This is a genomic window from Agrobacterium leguminum, assembly GCF_005144435.2.
GTDB classification, from domain to species: Bacteria; Pseudomonadota; Alphaproteobacteria; order Rhizobiales; family Rhizobiaceae; genus Agrobacterium; species Agrobacterium leguminum.
In genome coordinates, this window is record NZ_CP120211.1 from 2,295,095 (window position 1) to 2,312,507 (window position 17,413).

Here is a 17,413-nt window from a genome sequence, read left to right on the forward strand (position 1 = left end):
GGAAACTGCGGGCGCGGCTGGTCAACCGGCCATGGCACGTCCCGCCAATGCGGTAAGGCAGGCATCGACAGACGCCCTTTCGATGCCTGCGTAATGGTCAAACTCGTTGAGCACGCTTGCCCCGAGGTCGGCCTCAAACCGTGTCTGGTTGGGGCTTGCGACAAATTCCTGCTGCGCACCATCGCCGAGATTGGACTGGAATATACCCGCCGCGCTCACCGGCAGAAAGTCTTCATAGACAATCGGGTCGAAGCGAACGAGCCCGTCTGCGATGAGCGCCTCAAGATCAGGCGCGGAGGCAGACACGGCATCTGTTGCCCTGGGGGCCAGAGAGTAGCTGAAATATCCCAGACCGTCCTTGCGGATTTGTGCCCAATTATCGGGGAACGCCTCGAACGTCTTTGCCAGGGCAGCCTCGTATTCGCGCGCGTTGGAGCCATCGGCAGCCGGGCGAACCACTTTTCGCGTTTCATCGAGCAACCGGTCGTAGAGCCCTCGTCCCTTCGGGGTCAGCGCAATACCACGCTGCTCTATCTCGCCGAAGCGTGCGGTATGCGAACCGGTTTTCCACGCGCCCTTGCCATCGGGGAACGAAACGGCCTCTTCGAGCGCCTTGAAAGACGTCTGGCGCAGCAGAATGGGGCATTCGCGGGTCGGCGGCCCCTCGACAACGGCCTTGGGGGCGATACCGTAGGCCGGCATCAGCGCCTGCACCGCATCAATATCCAGCGTGCGTGGCGTGAGATGGTTGATGTGCGGTCCCCGGAAGGAAACCACGTCTGCAATCAGGCGATGCGCATCGTGCAGTCGATGGTACATGTCCACATCGACATTGGCCTTGTCATGCCAGCGAAATGTTTCCAGCACTTCCGATACGAAACGGTCTGCATCCTCTTTCGACAGGCCGCCGTCACGCTCCGCCTTCTCCGTAAGTGCGATAGCTCCGACAGTAAATATCCGGCGTTGCTCCAGAATACGGGCGGCTTCAGTGCGTAACGCCTCATCGGGTATCAGGTCGAGCCGCAGCAGCGAGGTGAATACACGAAACGGGTTACGCTTCAGCGCCTCGTTACCGACCGGCCGAAAAGCGGTGGAATGAACCGGCACACCCGCCGTCGAAAGGTCGTAATAGCCGACCGGATACATGCCCATGACAGCGAAGACGCGGCGCATGGTCGCCAGTTCCTCTGCGCTGCCAAGGCGAATTGCCCCATGGCGCTCCTCTGAAATGCGCTCGAGACTATCGGTTGCAGCAAGGCGCTCCTTAAGCTCCGGCCTCTTCGCCAGCGCCTCATTATTGACCCGGGCAACCAGTTCCATCAGCGTGCCGTAGGCCGGAACCTCATCACGGTACATTTCCGACATGGCGCCCGAGAAGATTGCGCGGATTTCGTTGGTAGAGACATAACTGGACATGCTGGCACGATCCTCTGAAATTGTGCGACATCATTCTTGAAATGCACTATAACCGGTTAATTCTTGCCGCAGTTGTGAGAGATTTCGCTAAGTTGATGCCAAATTGGAATAGATATGCGTAGAAGCTTGATACCGGACATCGTCAATCTCCAAGCGTTCGAATGTGCCGCACGCCATCAGAATTTCTCCAGGGCTGCGCAAGAGCTGAACCTTACGCAAAGCGCTGTGAGCCGCCAGATTGCCGAACTCGAACAGCAGACCGGCTTACAGCTCTTCGAGCGCATTCGCCGCCGGGTGATCCTTTCGGAGGCGGGGCAGCGTTTTTTACCGGAAGTGAAGGAATTACTGCTTAGATCGGAACGGCTGATGATCGGCGCAGTCGCTGCGGGACAGATGAAATCCTCGCTGCGGATAGCCACATTGCCGACATTCGGCACCAAGTGGCTGGTGCCCCGCCTCGGCCGCTTCCTGCACAAGTACGCTGACGTGGCAGTTACCATAGAATCCCGTTCAAAACCTTTCAGCTTCGTGGAGGACAATTTTGATTTGGCCATTCACTACGGCCAGCCAGCCTGGGCGGGTGGAGTTTCTACATTTCTCTGTCACGAAACGGTGATGCCGATGACAAGTCCCGAACTTGCACGCGCGATCAGCGCCGATAGCCGCCCGCCGCCGGGCAATGCCCGGCTTCTACATCTGACGACCAGGCCGAAACTATGGGCGGAGTGGTGCCGGTTCCATGATGTTGCGGTGGACAACGCCTATCCCGGACCGCGCTTCGACCAGTTCTCGATGCTCACAGCCGCTGCCGTCGCCGGGCTTGGCGTCGCCCTGTTGCCGACATATCTGGTGGAACACGAAGTCCGTTCCGGAGCGCTGGCTCCGATCACAGATGCGCCCATGTCGACAGAGAACGCCTACTACATCGTGCGCCCCGAGCAAAAGCAGACCCACCCGAACGCCGATCTTTTCCAACAGTGGCTTGAATCCGAAGTGGGAACCGCTGCACCATCATCGGAACTCCTGACATAAAAACGAGCTTCCTCTCAAGTACAGAGCCTATGGTGCCGAATGCCCTGGAAAGAGATGCGCCGCCGGCCGGAGCCGGATCATCGAATTTAGGAGCTATGAAAGTGGATCAGATCCTTCTTTGGAGTTTCAATCTATCTGACAGATCAATGCACTGGCAAATGCCGAATAGGGGCATCGAGGGAATTGACCTGCTGGATTATCTTGGAGTTACCGAACCCGAGCCCGTAATAGAGACAGGTGATGGATTCGGGGCGATCAAAATCGGGGCCTTATTATCATCGGCATACACTCGAAGGCATTTTTCCGGAAAGATATTAACATGGTCCGGTCAGCATATATTCGATGGAGCTGTGATCATAGGCTGCCTGGACGGGAACATGGCGAGCGGTGCCGTGCACTACAAAGCGCCGGCTGGAACTCACTTGAATGATCCAATCGCCTCTCACCCAATTTACGCCGGCGATCCGGACAAGCCCGAACCCAGTGGGGACCAGATAGCAACGCTCGAAAAAGCGCAACAAACGGATCCGAATTTTACCCGCGTCCTCATCGAGGCAATTGAAGCATTGCCGGAGGCTTTCGTACTTTATGGCCCAGATGACCGGATGGTCGTCTGTAATGAACAATATAGAAGACTTTATCCGACGGTGGCCGATATGATGGCTCCGGGTTTGAGTTTTCACGACGTCATGCGCGAAAGCCTGCGGCGCGGCGTTTTCCAGTTGAACGAGGATGCCGAACAATGGTCTCGAAAACGCCTGTCATTTCATCACGCGAATATCGGTTTTTTCGAGCAGCACCTTTCCGATGGGCGGTGGATACAGGTCAGTGAGCGAAAAACACCGTCGGGCGCGATCAGCAGCATTCGCGCCGACATCACCATATTGAAGGAGAGGGAAGCCGATCTTCGTGCGGCCCTGGATGAGGCAAAGAACGAACTCGCCGCGCGTACCCGCTTCGTCGCCAAAGTTGGCCACGAGCTGCGCAATCCTCTGAATATCGTCTATAACATTGCACAGCTGCTGAAGGACGAGAGAGGCTCGGCATCGCAGCAGCAAACATTCGACACACTGTTTGGCGCAGCCAGTGCAATGCGCGATGTGCTGGGCGATTTTCTGGACGTTACAAGTTTGCGTTCGGGACAGTTCAACATTGACACAAGGCCAACGGACACCCGCGCCCTCCTGCGGGAAATAGTGGATTTCGCTCGTCTGATGGGACGACAAAGCATGGTCTCGTTTCGGTCGCACACGGCGCGAGACATTCCCCGCCAGGTGCTGACGGATCCGCGTCGGATTCGGCAGATCATGTTCAATCTTCTAGGTAATGCCTTCAAGTATGCACCGGGCGGTTCGGTCGTGCTGGATACCTTCACACTGGAGGTCGATGACCTGCCAGTCCTGCGCGTGAGCGTGACCGATACTGGCAAGGGAATCGGTGGTGAGCTGGGTGCACAGTTATTTACCCCCTACACACGAAATCGCGAGCATCGTTTGTCAGGAATAGAAGGGCTTGGTCTCGGCCTTGCCATAAGCGAGGAGCTGGCGGCGGCCCTTGGCGTCTCACTCGGCGTGGCGCCTGTTGTGGAAGGCGGCACCCAGGCATGGATCGATATTCCGATCGTCAGCGCTGACCGGCTCGTGCAATCGGCGCCGCGCGGTTCGGAGCCACCAGTTTCGACAAGTATCGGGCCGACGATGGACGTCCTCGTGATCGATGACGAACCGGCGAACCTGATCGTCGCCGAATCGGTGCTCAAGCGTCTGGGACACAAGGTAATGACGGCTCAAACCGGGCAACATGCACTGTTCCTGTTGACGGAGCATAACTTCGATGCAGCCTTGCTGGACATATCGATGCCAGAAATGTCCGGGGTGGAACTCGCTCATGCGATCATTGCCGGAGGCTTTGCCTCGAACGGCATGGGGATAATTGCAATGACCGGCAATGTGATGCCGAATGACATACGGCACTACTTTGATGCCGGCATTACCGGATTTGTAGAGAAGCCCGTGGATATCCAGTCGCTCGCGGAAGCCTTGTCCGCGGTGCGCAAGGGGGGCGGAGGCCAATCCTCGCTCGAGCCGCAGGAGCGCGTTCGGTTTTCGCGGCGAGAAAAGACCAGCACGTTCGATCGAGGTGGGCTCGACCGCATGCTCGAGGACATCGGTCATGAGAATGTCATGGCGATCGTTTCGTCGAGCGTCGTGACCATGCAGGCGGCCCTTGCCATTGTGAAGCGCGGCAGTTTCAGCACCGACGAACTCTATCGGGCGCTTCATAAAGTCGAATCTGTTGCGGGCCTGCTCGGCTTTGAACAGTTGGCACGGTCGACTCATACCGAGACGCCGACAGCTTCCCCCGGAAGCTTGCAACTGGCGGAATTGCGAGAGGAACTGGCATCTGCGATCATGCAACTCAAAAGTTATACCGGAGAGCTTGGTTCCGAACCCATAAGCCGTTAATTCAACAAGGCGGCGGGGCCTCTCAGGACGCAAGCTTGTAGCCGCTCCCATGAACGGTCCGCAAATCCTCCGGCTTCAGGCCGATCATCGCGAACCTCTTGCGCAGCCGTGAAATGCGAATATCTATGGCCCGCTCGGAATCGGGAGGCTCCGATCCGGCGATCGCGTCGATAATCTGTGCGCGGGTTATGACGCGATTTGGGTTTAAGGCTAGAAGACGGACAAGTCTGTAGTCCTTGGCTGCCAGCTCTAGCATTTGGCCCGACGGCGATACCAGTGTGTGGCCGGCAATATCCAGTACACCGCCAGCGATGGGAAGATGTGTTCTATCCGTACCATCCTGGCGACCGCTGCGGCGCGCGAGATTATTCAATCGCAACACGAGTTCCTGAGGCTCGAAAGGTTTGAGAATGAAATCGTCAGCTCCGATCTCGAGAGCGGCCAGCCGATCTTCGCGGGCGTGGCGACCGGTCACCACAATGATCGGTACCATCGTTCTGGCTCGCAACATACGTATCAGTACCAATCCGTCTTCATCCGGAAGAGTAAGATCAACGATGATGGCCACCCAGCCCGAGGTGGACAAATATTGCAGCCCATCGCGCGCGGAGGCAACGCGGACCGTCACATAGCCTGCCGTGCGAAAATAGGCGGTGAGCAACACTGAAAAGGTCTCGTCGTCTTCTATCAGAAGAATCTTTTTCATACCACCGCTCCAAACACCGGCATATAATCGCATGAAATATAGATGAAACATTTTTGAAACAACAAGGAAAAACATTGCTCATATAGAAGGCAGTGCCCTCGAAAGGGCAAAATAAATAGAAGTGCGGCCATCGACTCCTGGCTGCTAAAAAACAAAGAGGTGGACATTGAGCGAGCATAATAAATTCGGCTTTCAGCCGACCCGCCGTCAATTCATGGCCAGCACTGCGGCATTAGGGGCCGCGGCGCTGATGCCATCCCTGGCTGTTGCAGCGCCGTCCGGAGATTTGGTGGTCTCCAACTGGGGCGGCGACTGGAACAATAATATCGTGACGGGTTTCGAAGCGCCAGCCTTCGGCACGTCTGGCCTGAACATCATTCACGATCTGGCACCCGCGTCAGAGCGCAAGACCAAGCTTCTGGCCGAGCGTCGCCTGCCACGCAGCAGCGTCGATGTCACCTGGCTTACGGATGCCGATGCCTTCGAGATGAACAGCCAGGGCGTTCTCGAGGAGATTGACGCCTCCCTGATCCCGAACAGCCCCCACGTGCTCGACAAGCTCAGGACCCCATACATGGTGCCTGCGATCTACGGTGGCCTTGTCATCCTCTACAATCCGGCGAAAATTCCTGAGCCGCCGAAGAGCTTCGCGGAACTCTGGAACCCGGCCTATGCCGGCCGCGTCGGCGTTATCGATGCTCTCCACTTCAACTATATCTACGCGGCCTCCCTTTCACATGGCGGCTCGATGAGCGATGTCAGCAAAGCTTTCCCTGCCCTGCTGGAGATGAAGAAAACCGTGCAACCGCGCCTATATCCATCGCATCAGGCACTGGCAGCAGGCTTCCAGTCCGGCGAAATCTGGATTTCCGCCAACTACAGCGCGCGTGCGATCCAGTGGGGCAAGGATGGTCTGCCGATCAAATGGTCCTACCCCGACGAAGGTGCGGTGTTCATCGCTTTCGGTGCAGCGATCACCAAGCGTGCCCGCAACCGCGAAGCGGCCTATGCTTATCTGAACGCCATGCTGGAACCCGCGCATATGGGGGCGATCGCCGAATCCACGTCCTATACCGTCTCCACGGATAACGCCGCTCTCTCGCCCGAGAGCAAGCGGTTGCTGGAATTCACGCCTGAACAGATCGATAAGCTACATATGGTCGACTATCCCTATGCCGCGAAGAGCGACCCTCAATGGCTCGACTGGTGGAACAAGGAGTTCAAGGGGTGATCGGGCTGGCCACGACATCGAAAGGAGAGCACCGGAATTCCGGTGCCTCCCCGCTCCTCCGGTCAGCCGAACTGCTGCTCCCCTCGATGCTGCTCATTCTCTTCGGCCTGGGGCTCCCGCTCGTTCTGATGGCGCGCTACAGTCTGGCGATCTTCGAGCCCGGCGCCTACGACATTTCCGGCTACAGTCTTATAAACTATACTTCCTTCTTCTCGGACCCGTTTTATCTGCAGATACTTGGGCGCACATTGCTCGTGGCCTTTTGTTGCACCGTGCTCTGTCTGGTTTTCGGCGTTCCGGCAGCCTATCTGATTTCGCGCATCGGAAGTCGGTTCCTGCGCACGATACTGCTTCTGGCCATGATCATCCCGCTGTTGCTTGGCAACGGCGTCCGTTCCGCCGGCTGGATGATGCTTCTATCCGACGGCGGTATGATCAACTCGCTGCTGCGAGGGATCGGACTGGTCGACGAACCTATCCGCATGCTTTACACGGGTTACGCCGTCGTCATAAGCCTTCTTGCCCTGACATTGCCTTTCATGATCATCAGCCTGCAAAGCGTCTTCGAATCGCTCGGACGGGCCTATGAGGAGGCGGCGCTGACAATGGGTGCCGGACCCTGGCGCACGTTTTTCCGCGTGACCCTGCCGCTGGCCATGCCCGGCATTTTCTCCGGCTGTCTGCTGTGTTTCGTGCAGGGCATGAACGCCTATGCCAGCCCGGTTCTCCTTGGCGGCCCGCAGTTTCAGATGATGGCGCCGAAAGTCTATGAGCAGGCCATCAAGATCAACAACTGGCCGCTTTCGGCGACGCTCGCTTTCGTCCTGATGGGTGTAACGCTGATCCTCACCGTCATCTCCAGCCTGCGCCTGCAAAAACGCTACGGAGCCCTGTGACATGAACGGGAATTCCTATTTCTCCGCCCGGATATTCTGGCCGATCATGATTGTAGTGGCAGTGGTAGCCGTCGTGCTTGTTCTGTTGCCACTCGTGACGATCATATGGGTGAGCTTCTTCGACAACGCAATCATCAGCTTCCCGCCACAGGGCTATACGTTGCGGTGGTACGAGGCCGCCTGGACTATGACGCGTTTCAGGGAAGGCCTGATCGCCAGTCTCGAACTCGCGATCTCAGCCACCGCTATCAGTCTGCTGGTCGGCATTCCGGCATCCTTCGTTCTGGCGCGCGGGCCTTTTCGCGGACGCGAGATGATCCAGTCGATACTGATCGCTCCGCTGATTGTACCGGGCATCGTCGCCGGTGCTGCTCTCTACATGTTTCTGATCGAGGTCGAGATCACAACTGAATGGCCGCTCTCGGGTTCGTTCCTTGGCTTGTTGATCGCGCACAGCCTGATCGCCGTGCCGTGGACCGTCCGCCTGGTGACCGCATCTCTCATCGGCATGGATCGACAGCTGGGGGAAGCCGCATCCACCATGGGCGCACGTCCTTGGACGACCTTCCGCCGCGTGACATGGCCGATCATTCGTCCCGGAGTGATGGCAGGCGCGCTGTTCTCGTTCATCATATCCTTCATCGACCTGGAAAAATCGCTCTTTCTGGTGGCACCCGGCGAGACGACACTGCCCATTGAGATCGTAAACTATCTCGAATGGAGCGTGGACCCGACCATCGCAGCAGTTGCCGCGGCGCAGATCGCGTTGATTACCGCGGCACTGCTCGTCACCAATCATTATTTCAAGCTTACTCGCGCGTTCTGACGCGTTCGGAGTCAAACATGTCTGCAATCACTCTTGAAAACATCGTCAAGCGGCACGGGGCGCTGACCACCGTAAGCGACGTATCGCTCGACATTCGCCAAGGCGAATTCATCGCTTTCCTCGGCCCGTCCGGTTGCGGGAAAACGACGACGCTGCGGATGATCGCCGGCCTTGCGGATGTCAGCGAAGGCCGCATCTTGTTCGGCAATCGCGACGTAACGGCCATGCCACCTTACCTGCGCAATGCGGGGCTGGTGTTCCAGGGCTACGCGCTCTTTCCGCACATGACCGTCGCGCAAAATGTCGCCTTCGGCCTCGAAATGCGCAAGGTCGACAAGGCCGACACCGAAAAGCGGGTGATGGATGCGCTGAAGCTCGTCAAGCTCGACCATCTCGCCACCCGCAGGCCCTCGCAGCTTTCTGGCGGCCAGCAGCAGCGCGTCGCCCTGGCACGCGCTATCGCCTACGAGCCGGATGTCCTCCTGCTCGATGAACCGTTGTCGGCGCTTGATGCCAAGCTGCGCTACGAAGTCCGCACCGATCTGCGTCGTCTGCAGTCCGAACTCGGCCTGACGACGATCTTCGTAACCCACGACCAGGACGAAGCACTCAGTATCGCCGACCGTATCGTGGTGATGTCCTCAGGTCGTATCGAACAGGTGGGCACGCCGGAAGAAATCTACGACCGTCCCGCAACCCTTTTCGTGGCGGAATTCATAGGCGCAACCAATATCTTTACCGGCAGCCTCGAAAGCACGGATCTGTTCCGCACCGGAGACGGCATGACCTTTGCCGTGCCGGCAGGCACTCGCACCCACGCCTCGGTTGCCAACATGGCGGTGCGCCCCGAGCATGTGCGCCTGGTACCGGTCAGCGATACCGCGCCGGACGCACCGTCGATCGAGGTTTTGGTGGAGGACATCGTCTATCGCGGCGCGCTGACGGAATATGTCCTGCGTAGTGCCTCAGGCGCCTCGGTTCTTGCCCATTGCCAGAATGTCGAGGGCGGTCGATCTGACTTCAAGCGGGGAGATAAGGCCCTCGCCAGCTGGCCGGCCTCGGTCACCATGCTTTTCTGAAATTGGTGGCTCCTGGCGGAGCTGCGGATAGCGACAATGGAACGACATCCAGGTTACTGTACCCTATGCCGCTCGCGGTGTGGATCATACACGCTCGTCGAAAATGGCCGGATGGTCGGTGTGGAACCCCGCCCCGACCACCCGACCGGTGGAGCACTTTGCGCCAAGGGACGCGCGGCACCGGAAATGGTGCATAGTCCGCGCCGCCTGACCGTGCCGTTGAGACGGACAAATGGCAGGACGGAGCCTGTTGCAGAATGGAAGGAAATCGGCTGGGACGAGGCGCTTGACGAGATCGTAGAAAAACTCCTGGGCATCCGTGGCCAGTCGGGTGCGGAGGCCGTCGCCTTTGCCCTCACCACACCCAGCGGTACCCCGATCATTGACAGTTACGAATGGGTCGAACGGTTCATCCGCGTTTTCGGCAGCCCGAACCTGCTTTATGCGATTGAGGTCTGTGGCTGGCACAAGGATTATGCCCATGCCCTGACATTCGGTCGGGGACTCGGTGTTCCCGAATACGACAAGGCCGATGTCATCGTCCTGTGGGGGCACAACCCGGCGCGCACATGGCTGGTGCAGGCCGGACGTGTGGCTGATGCGAAGGCCCGCGGCGCCAAGGTGGTCGTTATCGACCCAAAACCCGATGGCTCGGGGCAGCAATCCGACCTGTGGATGCGCATCCTGCCCGGCACCGACGCGGCATTGGCCATGGGTGCCATCCGCCATCTTCTCGAAACCGGCCGGTTCAACGACGCCTTCGTGCGCCATTGGACGAATGCCGCTTTCCTCATCGACAGAGCGACCGGGCGTTTCCTGACCGCAGCCCAGCTGGCTCCGTCTCAAATCGATGGCGACTTCCAGCCCTCCGACTGGCTGGTTGCCGGCGAAGACGGACGAGTCATAGCCTGGGATACGCGGCGCGCCATGCCCTCCCCGGAACGGATTGGCTTACAGGCCGAGCTTGCCCTTGAAGACAGCGACGGAAAACCGCGCCAGGCGGCAAGCGCGCTTGCCCTTCTGCACCAGCGGGCGGCAAGCTTCACGCCGGAACGTGTGCGGGACATAACCGGCGTGGCGGAGCCCGAGCAGGCGGCATTCTATGCCCTGCTCGAGAACGCTCCAAAACTTGCCTATTACAGCTGGACGGGGGTAGGCCAGCAGACCAATGCGACCATGACCGAGCGCGCAATCGGCAGCCTGATGGCCCTGATCGGCTCATGTGACAGCGAGGGCGGCAATATCTGGACTGTCGCACCACCCTGGCGTTCGTTGGGCGACTATTCACTCCTGTCAGATACCCAAAAGTTCAAGGCGCTCGGCTTGCGCGATCTTCCGCTCGGCCCACCGGCATATGGCTGGATCAATGGCCGCGACTTCGCGCGCGCGGTCTTGCAAAAGGAGCCCTATCAGGTGCGCGCCCTGATGAGCTTCGGTACCAATTTTGCCGTGTCGCAGATCGACACGCCGCGCAATCTGGCGGCACTGCGAGCGCTCGAATTTCATGTCCATGCGGACATGTATATGAACCCCACGGCCGAATGCGCCGACATCGTTCTCCCGGTCAACATGCCCTGGGAACGCGATGCATTACGGCCAGGCTTCGAAATCACTCAGGAAGCGGCGGAAACCGTTCAGCTGCGACGCCAGATGCTGAAACCGGCCGGAGAGAGCCGCGCCGACTACGATATCGTCATGGCCCTTGCCCGGCGGATGGGCATGGAGGACGCATTCTTCGGCGGCAACGTGGAAGCCGGCTGGAACTGGCAGCTTGAACCGCTCGGCATCACCGTCGATAATCTTCGTGATCTGCCGGATGGCATGCGTTTTCCCCAGGCCTTCTCCTACCACAAGTTTGCGGCAGAAAATGCCGATGGTGACATCAGCGGCTTCAACACCCCGACACGCCGGGTGGAACTTTATTCACAACAATTGCTCGATCATGGTTACGATCCGCTTGCCGATTTCATCGCGACGGCGGATGCGCCGGGTGGCATGAATGCACTGCCGCTGGTGCTGACGACGGCCAAAAGCGGCTGGTTCGTGCACACGTCCCACCGTCATATCGCCTCGTTACGCAAGAAGTCACCGGAACCTTCGGTGGAAATCTGTGGCGAGCTGGCCCGCGCGCGCGGGTTGGCGGAAGGTGAATGGGCGGACGTACGCACCCATCAGGGTGTCGCCCGGCTCCGCGTCCGCATCAACGACCGGCTCGATCCGCGCACCGTGATCGCCGAATTCGGCTGGTGGGAGGCTTGCGAGCCGCTCGGCCGCGACGGCAAGCCTGCCGAGGGTAACGGAACCGCCAATATCAATGCGATCCTGAGCGACGAGGCGCGCGATCCGATCAGCGGTTCGGTCCCCCTGCGAGCAGTCACCTGTGACATTGCCCGTGCTGTGTCCGTCAATAACGGTCTCTGGAATGGCAAGAGGCGCTTTCGCGTGGCCGAGATACGCGGAGAAGGGCTCGATACCTCGGCATTATCCCTTTCACCCTGCGATGGCGGTCATGTGCCAGATTTCCTGGCCGGCCAACATGTCTTGTTCGAAATACCGGGAGTGGCAGTTAGCCGGGCCTATTCCCTGACGGCGTCGCCGATCTCTGCATCCATGCTTTCGGTTGCCGTCCGCTGGGACAGCTCGCGCGGCAATCCGCCAGTCTCCCTGTCGCGTGAAATCCAGCAGCTGAAGGTCGGTGATGAGGTGACGCTTGCGCCTCCGGGCGGTAATTTCACCATTCCACTCAAAAGCAGCCGGCCCATTCTGCTGCTTGCCAACGGCATCGGCATCACGCCTTTCATCAGTTATCTCGAAGGGCTCGCCAAGCTCAAGGGAGAAGCGATACATCCGGTATGGCTCATGCATGGGTGCCGCAATGGCCACGAACATCCGTTTGCCGGCCGTCTCGCAGAACTGGCGTTGCACATTCCCTCCCTTAACTGGATCACCGCCTATTCCGCGCCCACCGAGGTGGATCACCGAAACGCAAACTTTCAGCAGACCGGGCGCCTCAATCTATCGCCTCTCGAAGTGGCTGTCGCCCAACGTCCCCTCGCCTATCTCTGCGGCTCACCGTCCTTCAACAGCACGATGATCGCCCGGCTGATCGCAATGGGGATACCGCGCTTCGACATTTTCGCAGAGTCCTTTTCCGCAGCCGCATCCGTACCGCAAAAACTGGAAGCACAGACAGTGACCGTCGCCGGCAGCGACCAGAGCTTCCGTTGGGATGCATCGCAGGGTTCCCTTCTCGATGCCGCATTGGCCGCTGGCGTGGCACTGCCCAGTGGCTGCCGTGTTGGCCAATGTGAAAGCTGTGTCGTGCGCGTGGTTGAAGGACATATCGTCCATCTGGTGGAAACCGAACTTGAGGACGGGCATTGCCTGACCTGCCAAGCCGTACCACTATCCACCCTGAAGATTACCGTTTAGGGAAACGAAGTTGCCCGCGGCATCTTCACCGCTGGAAAATAAGGTGTTGGTTTTCACGCGACATCGCCCAGCTTTTGAACAAGGAGGGCGTCCGGGCTCGCGCGGCCGTAAGTGGCGTGACATCGCCATCCGCGGCCACGTCAGCCGTGGCACCGGCATTCTCAACAACGAGAGCTACATCGGCCGCATGGTCTGGAACAAGCGTAACTACCGCAAGAACCCGGAGACCGAACGCCGCACCACGCGCGTCAACGATGCAAGCGAATGGGTGCTGATTGATGTGCCCGAGATGCGCATCGTCTCCGACGACCTATGGCAGCGGGTGAAGGAGTGTCAAAGGAGATCGGTGAGCTTTGCGATTTCGGGCAGAGTAACCGGCTGAACGCAACGCACCGCCCAGGATACCTGCTCAGTCGCCTGCTTGAATGCGCGGAATGTGGCGGCCCCTACGCCATCAGCGACAAGGATCGCTATAGCTGCACCAACCGCAAGAAGCGCCTCCCGATTGACGAGCTTGGTGGCTCCTACTGCGGCAACAGCAAGACGATCACCCGCCAGGAACTGGAGAGCCGCGTTCTCGATTGTCTGCCGGTTTCCGTAACTCGCACGATGCCACTACGTCTGGTCGGCGAGATAGCCGCGTACTTCAGAGACCTCCGTGCGCGAATCCATGATCACGCCGACCCGCTGGTGAATCCCGGTCGGATCGATGGCCAGGATGCGCTTACCTCCATCGAACGCTAATCCTCCAGCGGCCTCTAGGATCATGCTCATGGGGTTGGCTTCGTAGAGCAGCCGAAGTTTCCCTGGCTTCGCATCCGAGGTGCTTGGGTACATAAGCAAACCGCCACGGAGTAGAATTCGGTGAACCGACCATGGAGCCGACCCAACGCATGTTGTATCGTCTTCCAAGCGGCCCGGCTTCACCAAGCTCGCAATCGCGGACAAAGTCCTGGATGGCTTGTGGCCACTCTGATCTACGGCTGCCATTGATCGAATATTCGCCGTTGCTTTCCGGCATGATGTGCTTTCGGCTGCGTTCGTCCCCCCCGCGGGTGATCAGCCCGCTCCTTAGCCCCAGCCGGCCGCCGACCTGAGCGCCGTAAAGGTCTACTCCAGCACGGCCGATGGTGATGACGTCGAGCGCTTTCTGCATGTTCGCGTCTCTGATACGTGTTGAACCGCGCCCGCCTAGGCGCAGACGACCTTCTGCCGGAAGCGTGCCGCCGGCAGCGAATTGATCTTGAGCAGGGGCCCGATTGGCGGCTACTAGATCGCCTGCGGTTTGAAGTCGCTCTTGGCGACTGGCATGACGGCTTGGAGCAGCGCCACAGACTTCTCCAGACCCTCGAGGCTGTTCAGAAGCACGTCCTCGTGCTCGATCGACAACCAGCCGTCGTAGCCCGCCATCTTCAGCCGGTAGCAGAACTGCCGCCACCATTCCTCACCGTGGCCGAAACCGAGAGTGATATAGGACCAGCTCCTGGCGGGAATGTCCATCAGGCTCCCGTTCTCTAGGAGGCTGCCTACGGCCTGTTTCGGGGAGTTCAGGAATGTGTCCTTGGCATGGACGTGATAGACGGCCTCGCCGAGCGCATCCGTCGCCACAAGAGGATCGGCGCCCATCCAGAAAAGATGGGAGGGGTCCAGGTTTGCACCGATGACCGGGCCCACCGCCTCCCGCAGTCTGAGCAGGGACGGAACGTTGTAGACGCACTGGTTGCCATGAAGTTCCAGCGCGATGCGTTCGACCCCGTGTTCCTTTGCCAGCGTAGCGATCCTCGTCCAGTACGGGATAAGTTTCTCCTCCCATTGATACCGGAGTATGGCCTGCGTTTCGGGAGGCCAGGAGGAAACCACCCAGTTCGGCATGGTGTCCGTTGCGTTTCCGGCGGGGAGGCCCGACATGGAGCAGACAGTACTAATCCCGAGCTCGCCGGCCGCTCGGATCGTATCCTCAAGGCCCTGCCCTTGCGCAGGGTCAGTCGGATGCAACGGGTTTCCGTTGGCGTTGAGGCTGATGACCTCCAGTCCACGATCGGTGAAGGACGCGAGGAAATCCTTCCGCACGTTGCCGTCCTTCAATATCCTCGGCAAGTCAAAGTGCGGAGCGGTGGACCAGCCGCAGGTGTTGACTTCCACTCCGGAAACCCCGAGCCGGCGGGCATGGTCGAGCATCTCGTCGAACGGCAGACCACCCAAACTGTCTGAAACAAAACCCAGCTTCATGCGTAGAACTCCGGTTTCATGATCATCTCCACGGGCATCTTGTGTCCCTTGTTCAGCGCTTGCACTCCCGCCTCGGCGACGACTGCGGCGCAGTACCCGTCCCAGCTGCTGGACGCCGTCTCTGGGAACAAGCCGCTCTCCGCGAAGCGCAGGAATGCCCTGTTCTGACGCCGGTAGGCCTCATGGTAGCGGCCACGCCAGTCGGCCTCGTAACTCGTGCTCTGTCCCAGATCGCGGTCCACCCGCGTGTAGTTCACCGGGTTCATCGCTATGGTCGCCTTTTCGCCCACCAGTTCGGCACGAACATCGTAGCCATAGGCTGCGTTGTTGTTGATCTCGATGTTGACAAGCTGGCCATCCGCCGTCTCAAGCACCATATGAACGGGCGCGACGAGGGAGTCGGAGCGCTTCGGCTGGAATGCAGAAATCGAAATGTATTCGGTGCCAAGGACATGGCGCACCACGTCGAATTCATGGGGTGCCGAATTGGTAATAGCCATCGCACCGGTAAAGTCGGCAGCCGGGGTCGCCACGTTGCGGTGGAAGTTGTGCATCATGAGGGCTCGGCCGATCGCGCCATCCTGCACGGCTCGCTTCATCTCGACGTACGACTGATCGAAGCGGCGCATGAAGCCAAGCATGATGAAACGTTCGCCAGCCTGCTCCTCCGCCTTGAGGATATCGAGGCACTCCGATGACGATTGTGAAAGAGGTTTCTCACAAAGGACCCGCTTGCCCGCCTTGATGCAGGACAACGAAAGGGTCGCGTGGGTAAAGTCCGGGCTCGCGATGATGATCGCATCGACGTCCGGTCGTGCCGCGATACGATCCGGGTTTACGTCCACATCCTGAGCGCCGTAGCGGTCAGCGACTTTCCTCGCCCGATCAGCGTCCATGTCGCACACGACCTGGAGCGTTGCGCCCGGCAGATCTTCCGCCACGATCTTTGCATGGTCTGCCCCCATCAGTCCCGCCCCGATGATTGCGATCCTGGTACCCATTTTCTATGATCTTCCTGTAACTGATGAAAGGGATGGCCTGCGCCAGCAGAGCACCGGCCTGTGTCGTTGCGTGCCGGGCCTCGTTTCCCGACACGCTTCCCTTGGGAGGGTTATTTCTTTGCGTACTGATCGACGTTTTCCTTTGTGATCGAGGCAAACGGAACCAGCTTTTCCGCCGGCGCCTGTTCGCCCTTCTTCAGACCCTCAACAACCTCAAAGGCAGCCTTGGCCTGCCCTGCTGCGTCCTGGAAGATCGTCTGGGACATCGTGCCGGCCTTGATGGCGTTGAGCGCGTCGGCCGTGCCGTCGACGCCCGAGATCAGTACGCCCTTAAGGCGATTGGCTCCCTGGAGTGCTTCGAGAGCACCAAGCGCCATCTGATCGTTGGCAGCAACGATGGCATCGAAGTTCGGGAAGCTCTGAATCCAGTCTTCCGTGACCTTCATGCCCTCGGCGCGATCATAGTTGCCCGAGAGGCTTGCGAGCGTCGTAACATCCGATCGGCCGAGCGCATCCTCAAACCCCTTCTTCCGCTCCTGCGTGTGGGAGAGACCCGGCGTGCCTTCGAGATAAAGAATCTTCGCATCTTTCGGCAGATTCGCCTTCATGTATTCGCCCTGAAGACGGCCAGCATCGATGTTCTTTGAGCCCACAAATGTATATTTGCCGCCAGCAGACTGGATCCCGAGAGCGATCACGGGAATGCCCGCCTCATTGGCCTTTTCAACTCCAGGCACAATGCCCTGATAGTCGACCGGCACGACAACGATGGCATTGACCTTCTGCGCGATGAAATTATCGATCTGGTCGAGCTGCTTGCTGACATCGTTATTCGCGTCAGAGAAATTGACCATCACTGCCGGGTCAGATTTGGCAGCCTCGATGAAAGCGTTCTTACGTGCCATGACGAACACGTCGGTGTCGGCCATGTTGGCATAACCAACGACGAACTTGTCGGCTGCTGTTGCGGCGGTTGCGGCGGTTGCGGCGGTTGCGGCGGTTGCGGAAAGCGCGGCCAGAGAGACTGCGCAGGCGAAAGCAAATTTTGCGATAACTTTCATGGTTTCCTCCCAATGGGTGTGTGTTGGTGCAGGGGCGGA

14 protein-coding genes and 1 pseudogene are annotated in these 17,413 nt (G+C 59.1%); 9 read left to right on the top strand and 6 right to left on the bottom strand.

All coding sequences use genetic code 11. The features are described 5' to 3' along the window. Positions 1–21: 21 nt before the first annotated feature. Entirely contained in the window at positions 22–1,416 is a 1,395-nt protein-coding gene (hglS, locus tag CFBP4996_RS11200; protein WP_080850837.1) for a 2-oxoadipate dioxygenase/decarboxylase HglS, read from the bottom strand. A gap of 108 nt (positions 1,417–1,524) precedes the next feature. Between hglS and CFBP4996_RS11205 the strand changes: the two genes are divergently transcribed. Both CFBP4996_RS11205 and CFBP4996_RS11210 read left to right on the top strand, forming a co-directional pair. Then, positions 1,525–2,448, top strand: coding sequence for a LysR family transcriptional regulator (locus tag CFBP4996_RS11205; RefSeq protein ID WP_162935973.1), 924 nt, complete (start codon positions 1,525–1,527; stop codon positions 2,446–2,448). A gap of 101 nt (positions 2,449–2,549) precedes the next feature. After that, positions 2,550–4,913: a response regulator gene (locus CFBP4996_RS11210; RefSeq protein WP_162935808.1), complete on the top strand. Its 2,364-nt coding sequence runs from the start codon at positions 2,550–2,552 to the stop codon at positions 4,911–4,913. Between the two features lie 22 nt (positions 4,914–4,935). Here the strand turns inward: CFBP4996_RS11210 and CFBP4996_RS11215 are convergent, their stop codons facing one another. Next, on the bottom strand, positions 4,936–5,619 hold the full coding sequence (locus CFBP4996_RS11215; protein ID WP_162935807.1) for a response regulator transcription factor: 684 nt from the start codon (positions 5,617–5,619) through the stop codon (positions 4,936–4,938). A 166-nt stretch (positions 5,620–5,785) separates the two neighbouring features. Here CFBP4996_RS11215 and CFBP4996_RS11220 point away from each other — a divergent pair, with 166 nt between their 5' ends. The 7 genes from CFBP4996_RS11220 to CFBP4996_RS29470 are packed head-to-tail and all read left to right on the top strand — an operon-like array spanning position 5,786 to position 13,827. Continuing rightward, positions 5,786–6,850 carry an ABC transporter substrate-binding protein gene (locus tag CFBP4996_RS11220; RefSeq protein WP_031233319.1) on the top strand — a complete coding sequence of 355 codons (1,065 nt, stop codon included), beginning with the start codon at positions 5,786–5,788 and terminating at the stop codon, positions 6,848–6,850. Beyond that, positions 6,847–7,746 (top strand): ABC transporter permease, encoded by a 900-nt coding sequence (locus CFBP4996_RS11225; RefSeq protein WP_020808420.1) that lies wholly within the window; start codon positions 6,847–6,849, stop codon positions 7,744–7,746. Before CFBP4996_RS11220 ends, CFBP4996_RS11225 begins: the two co-directional genes overlap by 4 nt. A 1-nt stretch (position 7,747) precedes the next feature. Beyond that, a complete protein-coding gene (locus CFBP4996_RS11230) occupies positions 7,748–8,572 on the top strand; it encodes an ABC transporter permease (RefSeq protein WP_020808421.1) in 825 nt (274 codons plus the stop codon). Positions 8,573–8,589: 17 nt separating this feature from the next. Then, positions 8,590–9,651, top strand: a complete 1,062-nt coding sequence (locus CFBP4996_RS11235) for an ABC transporter ATP-binding protein (protein WP_080850825.1) — start codon at positions 8,590–8,592, stop codon at positions 9,649–9,651. Positions 9,652–9,687: 36 nt separating this feature from the next. Beyond that, positions 9,688–13,083 carry a molybdopterin-dependent oxidoreductase gene (locus CFBP4996_RS11240; RefSeq protein WP_080850822.1) on the top strand — a complete coding sequence of 1,132 codons (3,396 nt, stop codon included), beginning with the start codon at positions 9,688–9,690 and terminating at the stop codon, positions 13,081–13,083. Positions 13,084–13,093: 10 nt separating this feature from the next. Continuing rightward, positions 13,094–13,465: a recombinase family protein gene (locus CFBP4996_RS11245; RefSeq protein WP_059762667.1), complete on the top strand. Its 372-nt coding sequence runs from the start codon at positions 13,094–13,096 to the stop codon at positions 13,463–13,465. Next, positions 13,396–13,827, top strand: a complete 432-nt coding sequence (locus tag CFBP4996_RS29470) for a recombinase zinc beta ribbon domain-containing protein (RefSeq protein ID WP_323131567.1) — start codon at positions 13,396–13,398, stop codon at positions 13,825–13,827. The genes CFBP4996_RS11245 and CFBP4996_RS29470 overlap by 70 nt, the downstream gene beginning before the upstream one ends. Here CFBP4996_RS29470 and CFBP4996_RS29535 read toward each other — a convergent pair. From CFBP4996_RS29535 to CFBP4996_RS11265, 4 genes and pseudogenes are all read right to left on the bottom strand, one after another. Further along, positions 13,777–14,239 (bottom strand): annotated as a pseudogene (locus tag CFBP4996_RS29535) (class 1 fructose-bisphosphatase); the annotation flags it as partial. The gene CFBP4996_RS29470 and the pseudogene CFBP4996_RS29535 sit on opposite strands and share 51 nt — an antisense overlap. Before the next feature lie 113 nt (positions 14,240–14,352). Next, the gene (locus CFBP4996_RS11255; RefSeq protein ID WP_080850820.1) at positions 14,353–15,312 is read right to left on the bottom strand and encodes a sugar phosphate isomerase/epimerase family protein; all 960 of its coding nucleotides are present in this window, start codon (positions 15,310–15,312) and stop codon (positions 14,353–14,355) included. After that, positions 15,309–16,313: a Gfo/Idh/MocA family oxidoreductase gene (locus CFBP4996_RS11260; RefSeq protein ID WP_080850819.1), complete on the bottom strand. Its 1,005-nt coding sequence runs from the start codon at positions 16,311–16,313 to the stop codon at positions 15,309–15,311. The genes CFBP4996_RS11255 and CFBP4996_RS11260 overlap by 4 nt, the downstream gene beginning before the upstream one ends. Before the next feature lie 110 nt (positions 16,314–16,423). Continuing rightward, positions 16,424–17,374, bottom strand: coding sequence for a sugar ABC transporter substrate-binding protein (locus tag CFBP4996_RS11265; RefSeq protein ID WP_080850817.1), 951 nt, complete (start codon positions 17,372–17,374; stop codon positions 16,424–16,426). Positions 17,375–17,413: the final 39 nt, after the last annotated feature.